Here is a 15,623-nt window from a genome sequence, read left to right on the forward strand (position 1 = left end):
GGCATTAAACATTCAATCAGCGTTTAAAATTGATTATAAATAACCACTTCATCCATAGGTAGCTGGCCGCCGCGTGGCATGGCTTCTTTTAGTGCTTTGCCAACCACAACAAACATTGCTGGGATATGGTCTTCAGGCAGATTCAATAGTTGTGCTACTGCATCAAAATCAAATCCATCCATTGGGCAGGTATCGTAGCCCATTTCTTTTGCTGCCAGCATAATGGTTGTAGCGGCCATACCGCATGAGCGCATGGCTTCGTCACGTTGTACTTGTGTATTGCCATTGTAATATTGGCCAATCGCTGGCACTAAATAGTCTTGTACCGGCTTAGCTGCATTAGACCAGTAGCGCTCAGGCTGTTTTGCCCATGCGTGTAAGTCTGCAGTTAGCACGATAAGTAATGATGCTTCTTCAACTTGGGCTTGGTTCCAGCTTGCACTACGAATTTTCTGACGTAACGCAGGGTCCGTTACCACCACAAATCTCCAGTTTTGGATATTAAATGCAGTAGGAGAGAGCATAGCTAATGACATGAGTTTGGAGATTTCTTCTTCACTCATTTTGTGTTGCGGATCGTACGCTTTAACTGAGCGTCGCTCGATAATGGCTTGGCTTACTTTCATGATTGGTAGTGAATATCCAGAATTTCTAAATTGATGTTACCTGCTGGGCGCTGCCAAGTTACCGTGTCGCCAACTTTTTGACCAAGCAGTGATTTGGCAAGTGGTGAGACCCAGCTAACCTTGTTGATGCTTGCGTCCGCCTCATCTTCGCCTACGATATGAAACGTATGCTGCGCACCTGCGCCGTCCTCAACCTCAATAGTTGCGCCAAATAACACGGTTTCATGACTCTGTTTGGTGGGATCTACCAAGATTGCAGAGTCTAATCTTGCTCTTACGTAGCGCAAATCACGCTCAATTTCAGCTACTTTGTCTTTGGCAAAGGTGTCGTCAGCAGTCAGTTTGAGGCGATTAAGCTCTGCTACTAGTGACTCCTCCAACGTTTGCAGTTCAAGCGCGCCACTAGGCGTTACGTAGTTAGGGTGTTCGCTGATCGGGCGCTCAACAAGCTCTTTTCCTCCGGCTTGTTCAAAGCGCTCTTCATTTACAAATGCTCGGCTCATAATGATTGACCTCCGACTACTTTATTCCCATTCGATCGTGGCTGGTGGTTTACCAGAAACATCATAAACCACGCGGTTGATACCACGTACCTCATTGATAATTCGGTTTGAAACACGACCCAATAATGCGTATGGCAATTCTGCCCAATGTGCAGTCATAAAGTCGCTGGTGATAACAGCGCGCAGTGCTACTACGTAATCATAAGTACGACCATCGCCCATCACACCTACTGATTTCACCGGTAAAAATACGGTGAAAGCTTGGCTGGTTAATTCGTACCAAGTTTTGCCAGTTGCTTCATCTTTGGTGTTTCTTAATTCTTCGATGAAAATTGCATCGGCACGGCGCAGTAAGTCAGCATACTCTTGCTTGACTTCGCCTAAGATACGTACGCCTAAACCTGGGCCTGGGAATGGATGGCGATATACCATGTCAGCAGGCAAGCCTAGTGCTACCCCTAACTCACGCACTTCATCTTTAAACAAGTCGCGCAATGGCTCTAAGAGTTTAAGACCCAGTTGCTCAGGCAGACCACCCACATTGTGGTGGCTCTTAATGGTGACGGCTTTTTTAGATTTAGCACCGCCTGATTCGATCACGTCCGGATAAATGGTACCTTGTGCTAAGAATGTTGCACCTTTATGGCCACCTGTACCAGCCTTGAGCTTAGCTGCTTCGGTTTTAAACACTTCTACAAACTCACGACCGATAATTTTACGTTTAGCTTCCGGGTCGCTCACACCATTTAGATGCCCCATAAATTGATTCGTTGCATCGACGCGAATGACGTTGACATGTAAGCGACCTGCAAACATATCCATCACTAAATCACCTTCATTTAGGCGTAGCAAACCGTGGTCTACAAACACGCAGGTGAGCTGGTCGCCAATGGCACGATGAATTAGGGCGGCAGCGACGCTAGAATCCACACCGCCAGACAAACCTAAAATTACTTCTTCATCGCCAACTTGGGCTTTGATCTTTGCGACTGCTTCTGCGATATAGTCGCCCATAATCCAGTCAGGTTTTGCACCGCAAATCTCAAGCACAAAGCGATTAAGCATGGCCTGACCTTGTTTGGTATGTGTCACTTCCGGGTGGAATTGAACCGCGTAGAACTTGCGGGTTTCATCTGCCATTGCAGCGATTGGGGTGGTTGCATTGCTTGCAATTATCTTGAAGCCAGCTGGTAACTCCGTTACTTTATCGCCATGGCTCATCCATACATCAAGCAAACCGTGGCCTTCATCGTTGGTGCTATCTTGAATATCGCGGAATAGGGCAGAGTGACCGCGTGCACGGACTGCTGCATAGCCAAATTCACGTTTATGACCAGCTTCTACTTTGCCGCCCAGTTGTTGCGCCATGGTTTGCATACCATAGCAAATGCCTAACACTGGTACATTCAATTCAAACACCGCTTGCGGGGCTCTGTCTGTTTCTTCTTCGTACACGCTTGCGTGGCTGCCAGATAAAATGATGCCATCGGCGCCAAAATCACGCACGAAATCATCGGTAACGTCACATGGGTGAATTTCACAGTACACATGCGCTTCACGTACGCGGCGAGCAATCAGTTGCGTTACTTGAGAGCCGAAGTCTAGGATTAAAATTTTGGAATGAGTCATTATTGTTTGGTCACAAAATGCACAGAGAACACAACGTCAAGGCAAAGTGCCCTGATATTGTGTTCTCTGTTGTTAAAGTTAATATTAAATGGAGTTAGTCAACGCGGTAGTTAGGTGCTTCTTTGGTAATTTGCACATCATGCACGTGTGATTCACGCATACCTGCACTAGTGATTTGTACAAACTCGGCACGTGAGCGCATTTCCTCAATCGTAGCGCAACCAGCGTAGCCCATAGAAGCACGCAAACCGCCCATCAATTGATGAATCACTGCAAGTACGCTACCTTTGTATGGCACGCGGCCTTCAATACCTTCTGGTACCAATTTGTCAGCATTGCCATTGTTATCTTGGAAGTAACGGTCGCTAGAGCCTTTTTGCATTGCTCCGATAGAGCCCATGCCGCGGTAAGATTTGTATGAACGACCTTGGAATAGCTCGATATCACCAGGAGCCTCTTCCGTACCTGCAAACATACCGCCCAACATCACGCTGTAAGCACCAGCAGCAATTGCTTTTGCAATGTCGCCAGAGTACCTGATACCACCATCCGCGATAAATGGAACGCCAGTGCCGCGTAGTGCCTCTTCAACGTTAGCAATTGCGCTGATTTGTGGAACGCCTACACCAGCCACAATACGAGTGGTACAAATTGAACCAGGGCCGATACCTACTTTAACGCCATCAGCACCTGCATCTACCAACGCTAGTGCAGCACTAGCTGTTGCGATGTTGCCGCCGATTACGTCAATTTGAGGGAAGTTTTTCTTAACCCAGGTCACGCGGTCCAGAACACCTTGTGAGTGACCGTGTGCAGTGTCTACTACAATGACGTCAACACCAGCTTCAGCCAGCGCTGCAACGCGCTCTTCTGTACCGTCACCCACGCCAACTGCCGCACCAACGCGAAGTCTGCCATGCGCATCTTTACATGCTAGTGGGTGGTCGGTTGATTTTTGAATATCTTTAACTGTGATTAGGCCTTTTAATGTATCGGCATCATCAACCACCAAAACGCGCTCAAGGCGGTGTTGGTGCAATAAGCGAATCACATCTTCTTTTGTCGCGCCTTCTTTCACCGTGACTAATCTATCTCTAGGCGTCATGATGTTTTTGATTGGCTGGTCTAAGTTGGTTTCGAAACGCAAATCACGATTGGTAACGATGCCAACAATCTTGCCGTGATCAACAACAGGAATGCCAGAAATTTTGTGTGTGTTAGTGAGGTTTAATACATCACGCACCGTCATGTGGCTTTGAATCGTAATCGGGTCGTTTACCACGCCTGATTCAAAACGTTTAACACGTGCTACGTGTGCTGCCTGTTTCATGGCAGTCATGTTCTTGTGGATGAAGCCCAAGCCACCTTCTTGTGCCAATGCAATCGCAAGAGGCGCTTCGGTAACGGTATCCATCGCGGCAGAGATGAGGGGGATGTTTAAACGAATGTTTCGTGAGAGTTGTGTGGTAAGCGAAACTTCGCGTGGCAGCACATTAGAGTAGGCCGGCACTAGTAAAACATCATCAAAAGTGAGAGCTTGTTGCAATAAACGCATGCGTAAATCCTTGTACCCAAAACGAAATTATACAGACTTATAATCGACTTAGCGAGAGTGTCAATCATTTATTTGTAAACTATAAATGCAATTAGTCGTTATTTGTGCTACTTGCTAGTAATTTAGATTAGCAATAATATGACTGAATACCTATCAAGCAAAGGGATGTTTTATGCTAGCTCGTTTACTGTTGCTATGTTTGGCGGCGTTGCCATTGATGGCCGGCGCTGAAATTTACAAATGGAAAGATAAAGATGGCGTCACTCGTTATAGCGATGTGCCACCGCCTTCTAATATTAAACAAGAGCCTATTAACGGCAAAAAGGTGGCAAAGCCAACGGGGCAAGCGCCATTGGCGCCTGTAGCTGGTGATATCACAACCGCCATCAGTAAGAATAAAACACAGGATAAAGCCAAAGAGGGTGCAGCAGCTCAAGACGATGCTGCCAAGAAGCGCGCACAAGATGCCGAGGTGGAAAAGGCGGCTGATAAGCAAAAGCAGGCGGAGTTAAAAGTTAAGCAAGAAAATTGCATGACAGCTAAAAAGAACTTGGCGACATATACAATAGGCGGCAGAATTTCCAGAATTAACGATGCTGGTGAGCGTGAGTATCTAAGTGATGAAGACGTTGCGCGTGGTAAGGCTGATTCGCAAAAAGATGTAGATGCCTATTGCAATTAAGTTTAAGTTTGATTGATTTCTAGGGCGCTATATGCGCCCATTCTTTTGCGTCATAGTTTAATTATCTAAGGTGCGGTATTAAGCTACCTAGTAGGTAGTTTAATTAGGTATTTAGTTTAAGCTGGGTACGCAGTTTAACTGGAGATGCAGTTTAAGCAGAGACATCCCCGCCGCCTTTTTTCATCGCTTTGCCATCGGCAGCCCTTTGTTTTCTTACTTCTTTCGGGTCGGCAACAAGTGGGCGATATATTTCTACACGGTCTAAATGACGCAGCTTTGTGTCCAGCTTGGTGAGTTTGCCAAAAATACCTATTTTATTGATGCTTAAATCAATGTTAGGGAATTTTTCCATGATTCCAGAAGCCTTGATTGCATCTTTCGCGCTGGTGCCGTCATGCACTTTGATGGGGATGATCAATTGCTCATCAGGTAATGCATAAGCAACTTCAACGGTAATTTCGGTGGGTAGGCTCATGGTCGTTTCCCATTATTTTGCATAAACAGCATTAGCGCGCTTCACAAAACCATCTACAAATGTATTGGCGATATGGTTGAAAACTGGCGCAATGATTTTTTCTAGAAAATGATTTTCAAACTCATAGTTAAGTGAAAATTCAACTTTGCAGGCATCGTCACTTAGTGCCAAAAAATGCCATGAGCCATTCAAATGCTTGAATGGTCCATTTTTTAATTGTATCTCCATGGCAAGCGGAAAGGTCTTATGGTTTTCTGTAGTGAAATTCTGGCGTAGACCATGATAATCTATATGCAAAGTGGCTACCGTGCTGGCATCATCTTGTTGAATTAAATCAACCCCGCCACACCAAGGTAAAAATTTGGGGTATTGCTCTACGTCATCGACTAACAGGAACATGCTGCCTGCTGAGTGGTTGACTAAAACGGTTTTTTTAACATGCGCCATGCTTGCCTTTAAACGTTACCTTAAATCTGATTGGCTCAAACATGAGCAAATTACTTGTTATTACTCAAGATGTTCAACCAAACAAACAAGAGAGTAGAGTAAAATGGCGATTTTAAGCTATTCGCCAAGAAATTTTTAGTTTTATGAGCATCGCACAAAATAAAAAAGCTTTTTTTGATTATTTTATCGAAGATAAATATGAGGCTGGTATCGTTTTAGAGGGCTGGGAAGTCAAGGCGATACGAGAAAATCGTATTAATATTAAAGAGGCGTATGTCATTATTCAGCGTGGCGAGGTCTATTTGATCGGGTGCCACGTAACGCCGCTGGGCGCTGCTTCTACACATATTCGTCCAGATGCAATTAGAACGCGTAAGTTGCTGCTACATAATGAAGAAATATCAAGATTGATCGGCAAGGTGGAGCGTTCAGGTTACACTTTGGTGCCGCTTGATATGCATTTTTCTAAAGGGCGCGTAAAAGTGCAGATTGGCCTTGCTAAAGGTAAGAAGCAGCATGATAAACGTGACACAGAAAAAGCCAAGGATTGGGAGCGCGAAAAAGGCCGAATCATGCGTGCGCATAATAAATAGTTTTGTTGACCATTGTAAAAGCGTATAATCTAGCTTGCTTATGAAATTACAACGGTTGAACTGTTGGAGATTTCATCTGTCAGATTGTAGCTGTTTTCTTAGTTACAGACTTATGGGGCTGACCAGGTTTCGACGTGGGTTGCAAAGCAGTGCAGGGCATACCGAGGACTAGTCACCTCGTAAATAAACTAGAAAAAGTATAGTCGCAAACGACGAAACTTACTCTCTAGCAGCTTAATCCTGCTGGACGCTGCACCATCTCTCCCGTGGGGTGGATTGGGGTAACCCATACGCAGTGTCATATACACGGGATACGTGTTGTGTTGGGTTACTTAGCACATCATTAACCTTAAGGTAGCTCGCGTGTAAACTGCTTGTCTGTTGGTGTGTTACACGTTAAATTAAACAACAAGGCTAAGTATGTAGAACTGTCTGTGGAGGGCTTGCGGACGCGGGTTCGATTCCCGCCTGCTCCACCATTTTAGTGTTTCATCTAGTATCAAATAAAGTGCTTTTTGGTTGATTGTTAGAATATACAGCTCAATTTAACACTTATAAAACCTGCTTAAACGCAGGTTTTTTTTCGCCTAATGAATATTATCAATGCCAATTTGCTTTGTTCTTTTTGAAGTTGGATCATTTCAAATAAAACAGCGATAGAGTGTAGCGATTTAGGTGGGTATGAGTTCGTGAGTATTATTAATAAGATTTTTAGTGTGCATGACATTCAAATACTTGAAGAAAAATTCTCCATAAGTTTAGCAAGTCGCTTGATGTGAATGGTAGAGTGATATTTACTAACTCTAGTATTTTAAATTGAAGTGTGTGAAATAAAGCCTGAAGTTTAGCAGGCTGGTGCTTGCAACTTTTCACCTGCTTTATTCCGATGCTATCTACATTTTGCTACCTCAATAAACTTTTGGTTATTTTATGCAAGCTCGTTAGACAGTTTGTTTGCCTCAATTAATGCAGAGAATTGTGCCGCAGGGATAGGTTTTCCAAACAAGTAGCCTTGTCCTTCCATGCATTTTTTCTCAAGCAAATAGTGTCGCTGGTTTTCTGTTTCGATTCCTTCTGCAATGGTTTTTAATTTAAAACTGCGCGCTATATCTAAAGTGGCTCGTATTACGGAAGCATCTTGTTCTTGATCTAGCATGCCATGCACAAATGATTGGTCAATCTTGATGCGCGTTAATGGGTAGGTTTTGAGTAAACTTAATGAGGCGTAGCCAGTGCCAAAGTCATCCATGGCAATACCAACCCCATAATTGTGCAACTGGCGGAGGCTGTTAAGCACTACGTCATCGTTGTCCGGTGCAATATTTTCTGTAACCTCTAACTCTAGTGCCTCCGGCGGCAAACCATGTCGATCTAGTGTTTCAATTACTTCAGTCACTATGTCGCCGACATGAAACTGAGCCCCGAAAAGATTTACGCCCATGCGCATGTTAGGTGCGCCATTCCTGCGCCAATATGCAACTTGTGCGCATGCTTCATCCAGCACCCATGTCCCAACAGTTGCGGCCAAAGTGCCACGCTCTAATGCTGGTAAGAAAGTAATTGGCGACAATATGCCTCTCTCGGGGTGGTGCCAGCGCAACAGGGCTTCTGCACCTGTGATCTCACCTGTGATTAAGTCTACCTGTGGTTGATAAAGAAGCAAGAATTCACCCTCATCGACAGCGCGGTGTAACTCCAAAGCGTAAAGACGACGCACCACTGCATCTAGACGTAATGCTGTGACATATAGAAAAGCCTGTCCACGACCAATACTTTTCGCTTTAAATAAGGCTAAATCTGCGTTACTGATTAGCTCTAATGCTTCATGTGCTTGGTCAGGGGCAATGGCTACACCGCAACTGGCGGCAACCCGTACTTCCTGCCCATTGACGCTGATGGGCATCGCGATCGTTGCAACAGCTGCTTCTGCTAGTTGGATTGCTAGCCCAGGATTTGTCATTTGCGGCCACATGATTGCAAATTCGTCACCGCCAATTCTCGCGGCAACGCCTACGGTATTGACTAATTTAAGTAGTCGGTTTGATACTTCTTTAAGGATACTATCTCCTACTGCATCGCCTAGGGTGTCGTTAACGTCTTTAAAACCATCAAGGTCAATCATCAGCACGGTCATCGGTGATGGTGTAATCATTGCTGACTCTACTGCCCTGTAAAAACTACCACGATTTACCAGCCCTGTTAGCGGGTCAATATTTGCTTGCTGATGAAGCTCAATTTCCTCAAGGCGTTGTGCAGTAATATCTTTAAGTACGGCTTCAAACTTAATATTGCCTGCGTCTTTCCAGCTGAATAGTGAGAAACCTAGAATGAACTGAGTGCCGTCTTTACGAAGCCCATTTATCTCTGAGGGAATAACCAAATCGTTTAAGGAGCCTGCTGAAATTGCTTTGTTGATGATCTCTTGGAAGATAGAGCGTGCGCGCGCTGGCATTAATTGTTCAATGGGTTTACCAATGCCTTCTTCTAGGCTGTAGCCATGAGATTGTGCTGCGGCATTGTTCCATGCAGTGATGCAAAGCGTCTGGTCAAACCACACGACAGGTGTGGTGGAATTGCCGGCGTACTCTTCAAAGTCTGGCCTAGACTGATTGCCGCTGATTTCAATACGGCGTAACTCCAATCTGTCTGAGGCCATTTTGGCAAGCTCCTCTAACCTTAACTGGTCGCTCGTAGAGAAGTCGGTATGAGGCTGGCTATCTGCAATGCAAAGTGCACCAAGCGCTAACCCCTCTGGGGAGCGTAGCGGGGCGCCTGCATAGAAGCGAAGATTTGTTTCACCTGTGACTAAAGGATTGTCGTGAAAACGCTCATCCAAGGTGGCGTCTGGCACGACCATTACACCTGATTGATTGATAGCGTGGGCGCAGAAAGAGACATCACGGCTCATATCAAATTTGCCAGCGCCGACATGCGCTGCAAAGAAGACATGATCACTGCCTATCATATTGACTGCGGCTACAGGCATGCCAAACATGCGTGCTGCAATGTGAACAACAGGGTCCAAATTGGGAATCAGGCATTCGTCGTCTAATCCATGATCTAATAAAGCACTTAGTCTCTCTGACTCGGTCGGTAGTATCGCCGGACATCTCATCCAAGGTCTCCTTTATTTTTATTTGTAGCCAGAGTGGTTTTTTATTTCTAGCATGGAGCAGAACACTATTGATTCTATTAATATATTTTGAAAATTGCAATCAGATTTATAAGTAACTCTTCTATATGATTAAGCTTTAAATGGATGGGCCTGTGTTGGCGTGTAGTAGTTTGTTTTCTATCCTTCAAATGAGGCTGAGCGTGCTGTTTGGAAGAATGCTTTTAAATAGTCGATATTCAGATCGTCTTCGCGAGAACCTAGAAAAATTTGTTTTGCAATACCTTGCTTGCCTAGCTTTACCGGGGTAATAGCTATTTCATGTGCATACTTTTCTACGAGCCATCGTGGCAGGGCGGCAACTCCACGGTTTGAGGCAACCATTTGCAGCATGATGTCGGTAGTTTCAATCGTTTTGTGGTGTTTTGGATGGATGCCGGCAGGTTGGAGAAACTGATTGTAAATGTCTAATCGATTAATCTCTACCGGATAGGTTATCAGTGTTTCATGGCTTAATTGCTCGGGTTCTACATGGTTTTGCGTGGCCAAATGATGGTTGCAGCTAACGACCAATACTTGCTCATAATCAAAGACAGGCTCGAAATGTAGCCCAGGTCTATACAATGGGTCTGGCGTGACCAGTATCTCAATTTCATAACCAAATAGTGCACCTATGCCGCCAAATTGAAACTTCTGTTTGACATCTACATCTACGTCTGGCCACTCCTCTAGGTAGGGGGACACCACTTTCAGCAACCATTGATAGCAGGGGTGGCACTCCATGCCAATACGTAGTGTACCGCGTTCGCCTTGAGCAAATTGCCGCAATTGTTCTTCCGCTAGCGATAGTTGCGGTAATACTCTGTTAGCCACAGCCAGTAAATATTCTCCGGCTTGGGTTGGTCGTAAGGTGCGCCCTTCGCGTAACCAAATGGCTGTTTCTAGCTGTTGCTCTAGTTTTTTTATTGAATGGCTTAGTGCTGACTGTGTTAAGCACAAAGTATTGGCTGCTGCAGTCAGTGAGCCTTGTCGATCAACCTCACGAATAATGGCTAAATGGATACGTTCTAACATCTTATGTATGAATAAAATTAATTAATTATTGAAATATTACCATTTTACTTCATAGATTTCTCTTTATAAAATTCAGCATCTTTTAAAAATGATGGGAATTATGATGGTATCTACACACAATCTTGGTTTTTCGCGGATAGGTGCGAAACGAGAGCTTAAATTTGCGTTGGAGTCTTACTGGAAAGGGCAATCAACATGTGAAGAATTGAAATCATGTGGAAAAGAGCTGCGTCAGCGTCACTGGCGTTTGCAATCAACGTTGGATTTGGTACCCGTAGGTGACTTTTCTTTTTATGATCAGGTGTTGGACATGTCTTTTACGCTCGGTAATTTACCTGAGCGTGTAAGAGGCTTTCATGGTGACCCACTAGATAATTACTTCCGTGTTGCACGTGGTCGCTCTGCACAATCTAATCATGCGTATTGCTGTGGCGATATTGCCGCTGGGGAAATGACTAAGTGGTTTGATACTAATTATCACTATATTGTGCCTGAGTTCACAGCGGCAACTAAATTCAAATTGGATTCCACCCGTTTGCTCGAGCAATTAATTGAGGCCAAGAAGCTAGGTGTTAAAGCTAAGCCAGTGATAATTGGTCCTTTGACTTATCTTGCAATTGGTAAGACCAAAGATGGTTCGGACAAGCTGGATTTACTGCCACAACTAGTGCAAGTCTATACTAATCTGCTGGAAGATTTGGCAGAGCAAGAGGTTGAGTGGGTGCAGATTGATGAGCCTATATTGGTGACTGAGCTGGATGCTAATTGGCAACATGCATTTAAGTTGGCATACCATCAATTGAAGGCCAGCCGCGTTAAATTATTGTTGGCAACATATTTTGGTCAATTAGCTGATAATCAGTATTTGGCTGCTAATCTACCGGTAGCAGGTTTGCATGTAGATGCTATTAATAGTCGTCACGAAGTATTACCTTTGATTGGCATGCTCCCTTCTCACATGGTGCTTTCCATTGGTGTGATCAATGGCCGTAATATTTGGAAGACGGATCTGACGGCTACACTTGATTGGTTAGAGCCGTTGGCTGAGCGTTTGATGGATCGTTTATGGATTGCGCCTTCTTGCTCTTTGCTGCATGTTCCGGTAGATCTCGACAGTGAAGAAAACATAGATAGCGACATTAAGTCTTGGTTGGCATTCGCGCAACAAAAGTTGGAAGAACTACATATTTTATCTATCGCCTTAAATCAAGGCCGCGAGGCAGTTAGAGAGCAATTGGCAAGCAATCATGTAGCAATTGAAGATCGCAGTCATTCAGCGCGCGTGCATAATCCTGCAGTCAGAGAAGCGTTGGGCAAGCTAACGCCGAAACTTGGTCAGCGTCAGAATGTGTACGCACAGCGGGCTAGAAAACAAGCGGCATTGCTCAATTTACCTAAGTATCCAACTACTACCATAGGCTCTTTTCCGCAGACTGCAGAAATCCGTCTGGCACGTAGCCAATTTAAATCTAGAGAACTTGATTACTCTGGTTATCAGCTAGCGATGAAAGCAGAAATTGAACGTAGCGTGAGGGAGCAGGAAGCGCTAGGATTGGACGTGCTAGTGCATGGTGAAGCTGAACGTAATGATATGGTTGAATACTTTGGTGAGAAACTAGAAGGCTACGCATTTAGTCAATTTGGCTGGGTACAGTCTTATGGTTCAAGATGTGTTAAACCACCGATTTTGTTTGGTGATATTAGCCGTCCGCAAGCTATGACAGTCTCGTGGATTAAGTATGCCCAGTCATTGACTAGTAAGCCAATGAAGGGCATGTTGACAGGCCCTGTGACTATCCTTAACTGGTCTTTTGTTCGCGATGATCAGCCTCGCGCAGTAAGTTGCTATCAGTTGGCACTGGCGATTCGCGAGGAGGTGCTGGACTTAGAAAAAGCAGGCATCAATATTATTCAGATTGACGAAGCAGCATTGCGTGAAGGTTTGCCGTTACGTAAATCACAGTGGAAAGAGTATTTGAATTGGGCGGTGGAATCATATCGCATTGCTGCTAATGGAGTGAAAGATGAAACACAGATACATACGCATATGTGTTATTCAGAGTTCAACGACATCATTGCGGCGATTGCTGAGATGGATGCAGATGTGATTACGATAGAGACTTCTCGCTCCGATATGGAGTTATTAGACGCTTTTGACAATTTCAACTACCCGAATGAAATCGGGCCAGGTGTATATGATATTCATTCGCCTAATATTCCGACGCAAGAACATATTATTCAATTAATGCAGAAAGCTGCTGAACGCGTGCCTGCTGAGCGTTTATGGGTAAACCCTGATTGTGGTTTGAAAACACGGCAATGGGAAGAAGTTTTGCCTGCATTGACTAATATGGTTGCCGCCGCCAAAAAGCTACGCGCCACGGCTTAAGATTAACCGTTGCTGTAAGTAGTAGCGGCACGGCGTTACTTACGGCGATAGTTCATAAAGCCGCCCAGTGAGGATTGGGCGGCTTTGCTTTAGGTTGCTATCTTTATAATTTAGCAGAGAAAATAGTAATCAATAAAAAAATAGGCCAAGTAATTAGTGGGGTAATAGCTAATTCCTGCCTTAGTTTAGTTAGCTTGATCAGCATTAAATTTAATCGTGAAAACAGTATCTGTTTCTACCGGCGCCCTTAGCCTCATACATTGCCTTGTCTGCGTGTTTCATTAACTCATCTGCTTTAGTTGGTTTTTCGTGCTTGCTCACTGCAATTCCAATGCTTGTGCTCATCATAATCTCATGCCCGTTAATTAGAATCGGTTCCTTAAAGCTCGCTATGATTTTTTGTGCCACAAGCTCTGCATCTTCAGTGTGTGAGATTTCTGAAAGGACAATAACAAACTCGTCACCACCATGCCTTGAAACCGTGTCAATAGAGCGCACACACTTTAGCAGTCGATTGGCTACCTCTTTTAGCAACATATCTCCTACGTCGTGGCCTAATGAGTCATTGATATTCTTAAAATGATCTAAATCAAGAAACATCAGGGCCATTGCTCGATAGAAGCGCTCAGTTTGCATCAAAGCATGGTGTAATCTGCTTAATAGCATTCTGCGGTTAGGCAAATTAGTCAGCGGGTCGTGATACGCAAACTGCTCTGCTTCCTCATGTTGGTATTTACGTTCGGTAATGTCTTCAATTTGTGCAATTAAATATTTAGGCGTGCGGTCCTGATCTCTAGAAATACTCACTGATAACTGAACCCATACAATTCTTTTATCTTTGTGGATGTAGCGTTTTTGTGTTTGATATGTGCTAATTTTATCTTCAATCAACTGGCTAACACGCTCTAAGTCAGCCTCTAAATCATCAGGGAACGTGATTTCCTGGAACGTGAGCTGCATCAGCTCCTCACTACTATAGCCAACAATATTGCACAAAGCTTGATTGACTCGAGTGAATCTACCCTCTAGTGACACAATAGCCATGCCAATCGGAGCGTACTCAATAATGTCATTAAAACTTTTTTCTCTGGTTTTCAATGCATTCTCAACCGTCTTTTGTGAGGTAATATCTTGAAACGCGCCAATCAGGCTAGTCGCCTTGCCGTCACGCATGATGGCTGAGCCTTGGGTACGCACCCAAATGTGCTTGCCTTTGGCTGTGGTGAACGGTAACTCCATATCCCATGGCATACCTGTCTGGGTTGCTTGATCAATCGTAGCTTCCAGCTCGCGCCGGGATTCTGGTGGATAAAACGTCATGGCCTGTTCAAGTGACGGTAATTGTGGGGGATCTAGCTCATGGATGCGAAATACCTCTGTCGTCCAATGTTTAATCTGCATGCTGGCAATATCAAACTCCCATCCGCCGACTTTCGCTAACTCTCCGGTACGCTCCAATATTCCGGCCATATAACTTGTTTCTTGTTCCGCTTGCTTGCGCAGGCTAATGTCATGCGCAACACCGAGATAGCCAAATAATTCACCTGTGTTGTCGTACATTGGGGTGACAGTTAAGCTGACAGGTAACGATGTGCCATTTTTGCGAATATACGTCCACTCACGAGTTTCAGATTTTCTTTGTAACGCTTGGGATATAAAAACATAAAAACTGGTTTCTATCGGTTTATTTAAAATGTGACTCAGCTCATGAGCGCGTTGATGCATTTCTTTTACATCATGAAATATAGCCGGTGTTTTTAGGCCAACCACTTCATCTGCTGTATAACCTAGCATGCTTTCAGAGCCCCGACTAAAGCTAGTAATTAATCCATTAAGATCGGTTGAAATGATTGATTCGTCTGTACTAGATAGTAGCGTGTTCAGAAACGTTGTTTTATCAAATAGCGCTGCACTCATTTCTTGCAGTTTCTGGTACTGGATGCGCGCTTCGATTAATGCTTCTACTAAGCGACCAAGTTTCTTAAGTGAGTGGCGCTGTTCTTCAGATAACTCGCGCGCCTTTTGGTCTATCACACAGAGCGTCCCAAGCGCATAATTGACGCTACTAACGAGTGGAATCCCAGCATAAAAACGTATATTAGGATTGCCAGTTACTAAAGGGTTGTCGATAAATCTATCGTCATCTAAAGCATTGGGTATTTCAAATATGTCATTTCCTAGAATGGCGTGCCCGCAAAATGAAATTTCTCTAGGGGTTTCAGTAGCGGTTAATCCAACTTTGCTCTTGAACCATTGGCGACTTTCATCAAGCAGCGTAATGATAGCAATCGGTGTTTTGCAGATTTCTGATGCAAGAGTAGCTAGATCATCGAAGCTTTGTTCTGGTAAAGAATCGAGAATGTTGAGATTCTTGAGAAACTCAAGACGACTAACTTCGTTGTGTGGGAGGCTAGGAGTTTTCAAGTTATCGTAGCTTCTAATGTATGTGATTAAATCAATGAATAAATCTCATTTTCATCTTACCTAAAATATTTATTGATTGCCAATCGTAAATATTACTTTAATTTTTCCAGGTGA

General features: G+C 44.2%; 12 protein-coding genes and 1 other RNA gene. 4 read left to right on the plus strand and 9 right to left on the minus strand.

Annotated elements, in window-relative coordinates; all coding sequences use genetic code 11:
• Positions 1 to 23: 23 nt before the first annotated feature.
• The 4 genes from MMOL_RS04860 to guaB form a co-directional block, all read right to left on the minus strand.
• Complete coding sequence (locus MMOL_RS04860) at positions 24 to 626, minus strand: nitroreductase family protein (RefSeq protein ID WP_015831901.1); 603 nt, start codon at positions 624 to 626, stop codon at positions 24 to 26.
• Positions 623 to 1,129 carry a GreA/GreB family elongation factor gene (locus tag MMOL_RS04865; protein WP_015831902.1) on the minus strand — a complete coding sequence of 169 codons (507 nt, stop codon included), beginning with the start codon at positions 1,127 to 1,129 and terminating at the stop codon, positions 623 to 625. Before MMOL_RS04865 ends, MMOL_RS04860 begins: the two co-directional genes overlap by 4 nt.
• A gap of 21 nt (positions 1,130 to 1,150) precedes the next feature.
• Complete coding sequence (gene guaA, locus MMOL_RS04870) at positions 1,151 to 2,758, minus strand: glutamine-hydrolyzing GMP synthase (RefSeq protein ID WP_015831903.1); 1,608 nt, start codon at positions 2,756 to 2,758, stop codon at positions 1,151 to 1,153.
• Between the two features lie 94 nt (positions 2,759 to 2,852).
• Positions 2,853 to 4,313, minus strand: a complete 1,461-nt coding sequence (gene guaB, locus MMOL_RS04875; protein ID WP_015831904.1) for an IMP dehydrogenase — start codon at positions 4,311 to 4,313, stop codon at positions 2,853 to 2,855.
• Positions 4,314 to 4,485: 172 nt separating this feature from the next.
• Between guaB and MMOL_RS04880 the strand changes: the two genes are divergently transcribed.
• Positions 4,486 to 4,995: a DUF4124 domain-containing protein gene (locus tag MMOL_RS04880; RefSeq protein WP_015831905.1), complete on the plus strand. Its 510-nt coding sequence runs from the start codon at positions 4,486 to 4,488 to the stop codon at positions 4,993 to 4,995.
• A 151-nt stretch (positions 4,996 to 5,146) separates the two neighbouring features.
• On the opposite strand, the gene MMOL_RS04885 is transcribed toward MMOL_RS04880, so the two are convergent.
• On the minus strand, positions 5,147 to 5,470 hold the full coding sequence (locus tag MMOL_RS04885) for an RnfH family protein (RefSeq protein ID WP_015831906.1): 324 nt from the start codon (positions 5,468 to 5,470) through the stop codon (positions 5,147 to 5,149).
• Positions 5,471 to 5,482: 12 nt separating this feature from the next.
• Positions 5,483 to 5,917 carry a type II toxin-antitoxin system RatA family toxin gene (locus MMOL_RS04890; RefSeq protein ID WP_015831907.1) on the minus strand — a complete coding sequence of 145 codons (435 nt, stop codon included), beginning with the start codon at positions 5,915 to 5,917 and terminating at the stop codon, positions 5,483 to 5,485.
• A 143-nt stretch (positions 5,918 to 6,060) separates the two neighbouring features.
• Between MMOL_RS04890 and smpB the strand changes: the two genes are divergently transcribed.
• Together smpB and ssrA are read left to right on the plus strand one after the other, a co-directional pair.
• Positions 6,061 to 6,510, plus strand: a complete 450-nt coding sequence (gene smpB / locus MMOL_RS04895) for an SsrA-binding protein SmpB (protein WP_015831908.1) — start codon at positions 6,061 to 6,063, stop codon at positions 6,508 to 6,510.
• 114 nt (positions 6,511 to 6,624) lie between these two features.
• Positions 6,625 to 6,989, plus strand: a transfer-messenger RNA (tmRNA) gene (gene ssrA / locus MMOL_RS12085).
• Between the two features lie 449 nt (positions 6,990 to 7,438).
• On the opposite strand, the gene MMOL_RS04900 is transcribed toward ssrA, so the two are convergent.
• Positions 7,439 to 9,625: a putative bifunctional diguanylate cyclase/phosphodiesterase gene (locus tag MMOL_RS04900; RefSeq protein WP_015831909.1), complete on the minus strand. Its 2,187-nt coding sequence runs from the start codon at positions 9,623 to 9,625 to the stop codon at positions 7,439 to 7,441.
• A gap of 177 nt (positions 9,626 to 9,802) precedes the next feature.
• Positions 9,803 to 10,696 carry a LysR family transcriptional regulator gene (locus tag MMOL_RS04905; RefSeq protein ID WP_015831910.1) on the minus strand — a complete coding sequence of 298 codons (894 nt, stop codon included), beginning with the start codon at positions 10,694 to 10,696 and terminating at the stop codon, positions 9,803 to 9,805.
• Positions 10,697 to 10,799: 103 nt separating this feature from the next.
• On the opposite strand from MMOL_RS04905, the gene metE reads away from it, so the two are divergent.
• A complete protein-coding gene (gene metE / locus MMOL_RS04910) occupies positions 10,800 to 13,085 on the plus strand; it encodes a 5-methyltetrahydropteroyltriglutamate--homocysteine S-methyltransferase (RefSeq protein ID WP_015831911.1) in 2,286 nt (761 codons plus the stop codon).
• 210 nt (positions 13,086 to 13,295) lie between these two features.
• On the opposite strand, the gene MMOL_RS11900 is transcribed toward metE, so the two are convergent.
• A complete protein-coding gene (locus tag MMOL_RS11900) occupies positions 13,296 to 15,509 on the minus strand; it encodes a PAS domain S-box protein (protein ID WP_015831913.1) in 2,214 nt (737 codons plus the stop codon).
• Between the last annotated feature and the right edge of the window lie 114 nt (positions 15,510 to 15,623).

Origin of the sequence: Methylotenera mobilis JLW8, from assembly GCF_000023705.1 — a bacterium.
GTDB lineage: Bacteria > Pseudomonadota > Gammaproteobacteria > Burkholderiales > Methylophilaceae > Methylotenera > Methylotenera mobilis.

What these genes read in the sequence shown, in the direction of transcription:
- MMOL_RS04890 (WP_015831907.1), bottom strand. Translation starts at nt 5,917, where the DNA reads ATGGCGCATGTTAAAAAAACCGTTTTAGTCAACCACTCAGCAGGCAGC.
- MMOL_RS04900 (WP_015831909.1), bottom strand. Translation starts at nt 9,625, where the DNA reads ATGAGATGTCCGGCGATACTACCGACCGAGTCAGAGAGACTAAGTGCT.
- MMOL_RS04865 (WP_015831902.1), bottom strand. Translation starts at nt 1,129, where the DNA reads ATGAGCCGAGCATTTGTAAATGAAGAGCGCTTTGAACAAGCCGGAGGA.
- guaB (WP_015831904.1), bottom strand. Translation starts at nt 4,313, where the DNA reads ATGCGTTTATTGCAACAAGCTCTCACTTTTGATGATGTTTTACTAGTG.
- MMOL_RS04885 (WP_015831906.1), bottom strand. Translation starts at nt 5,470, where the DNA reads ATGAGCCTACCCACCGAAATTACCGTTGAAGTTGCTTATGCATTACCT.
- smpB (WP_015831908.1), top strand. Translation starts at nt 6,061, where the DNA reads ATGAGCATCGCACAAAATAAAAAAGCTTTTTTTGATTATTTTATCGAA.
- MMOL_RS04880 (WP_015831905.1), top strand. Translation starts at nt 4,486, where the DNA reads ATGCTAGCTCGTTTACTGTTGCTATGTTTGGCGGCGTTGCCATTGATG.
- MMOL_RS04905 (WP_015831910.1), bottom strand. Translation starts at nt 10,696, where the DNA reads ATGTTAGAACGTATCCATTTAGCCATTATTCGTGAGGTTGATCGACAA.
- guaA (WP_015831903.1), bottom strand. Translation starts at nt 2,758, where the DNA reads ATGACTCATTCCAAAATTTTAATCCTAGACTTCGGCTCTCAAGTAACG.
- MMOL_RS04860 (WP_015831901.1), bottom strand. Translation starts at nt 626, where the DNA reads ATGAAAGTAAGCCAAGCCATTATCGAGCGACGCTCAGTTAAAGCGTAC.
- metE (WP_015831911.1), top strand. Translation starts at nt 10,800, where the DNA reads ATGGTATCTACACACAATCTTGGTTTTTCGCGGATAGGTGCGAAACGA.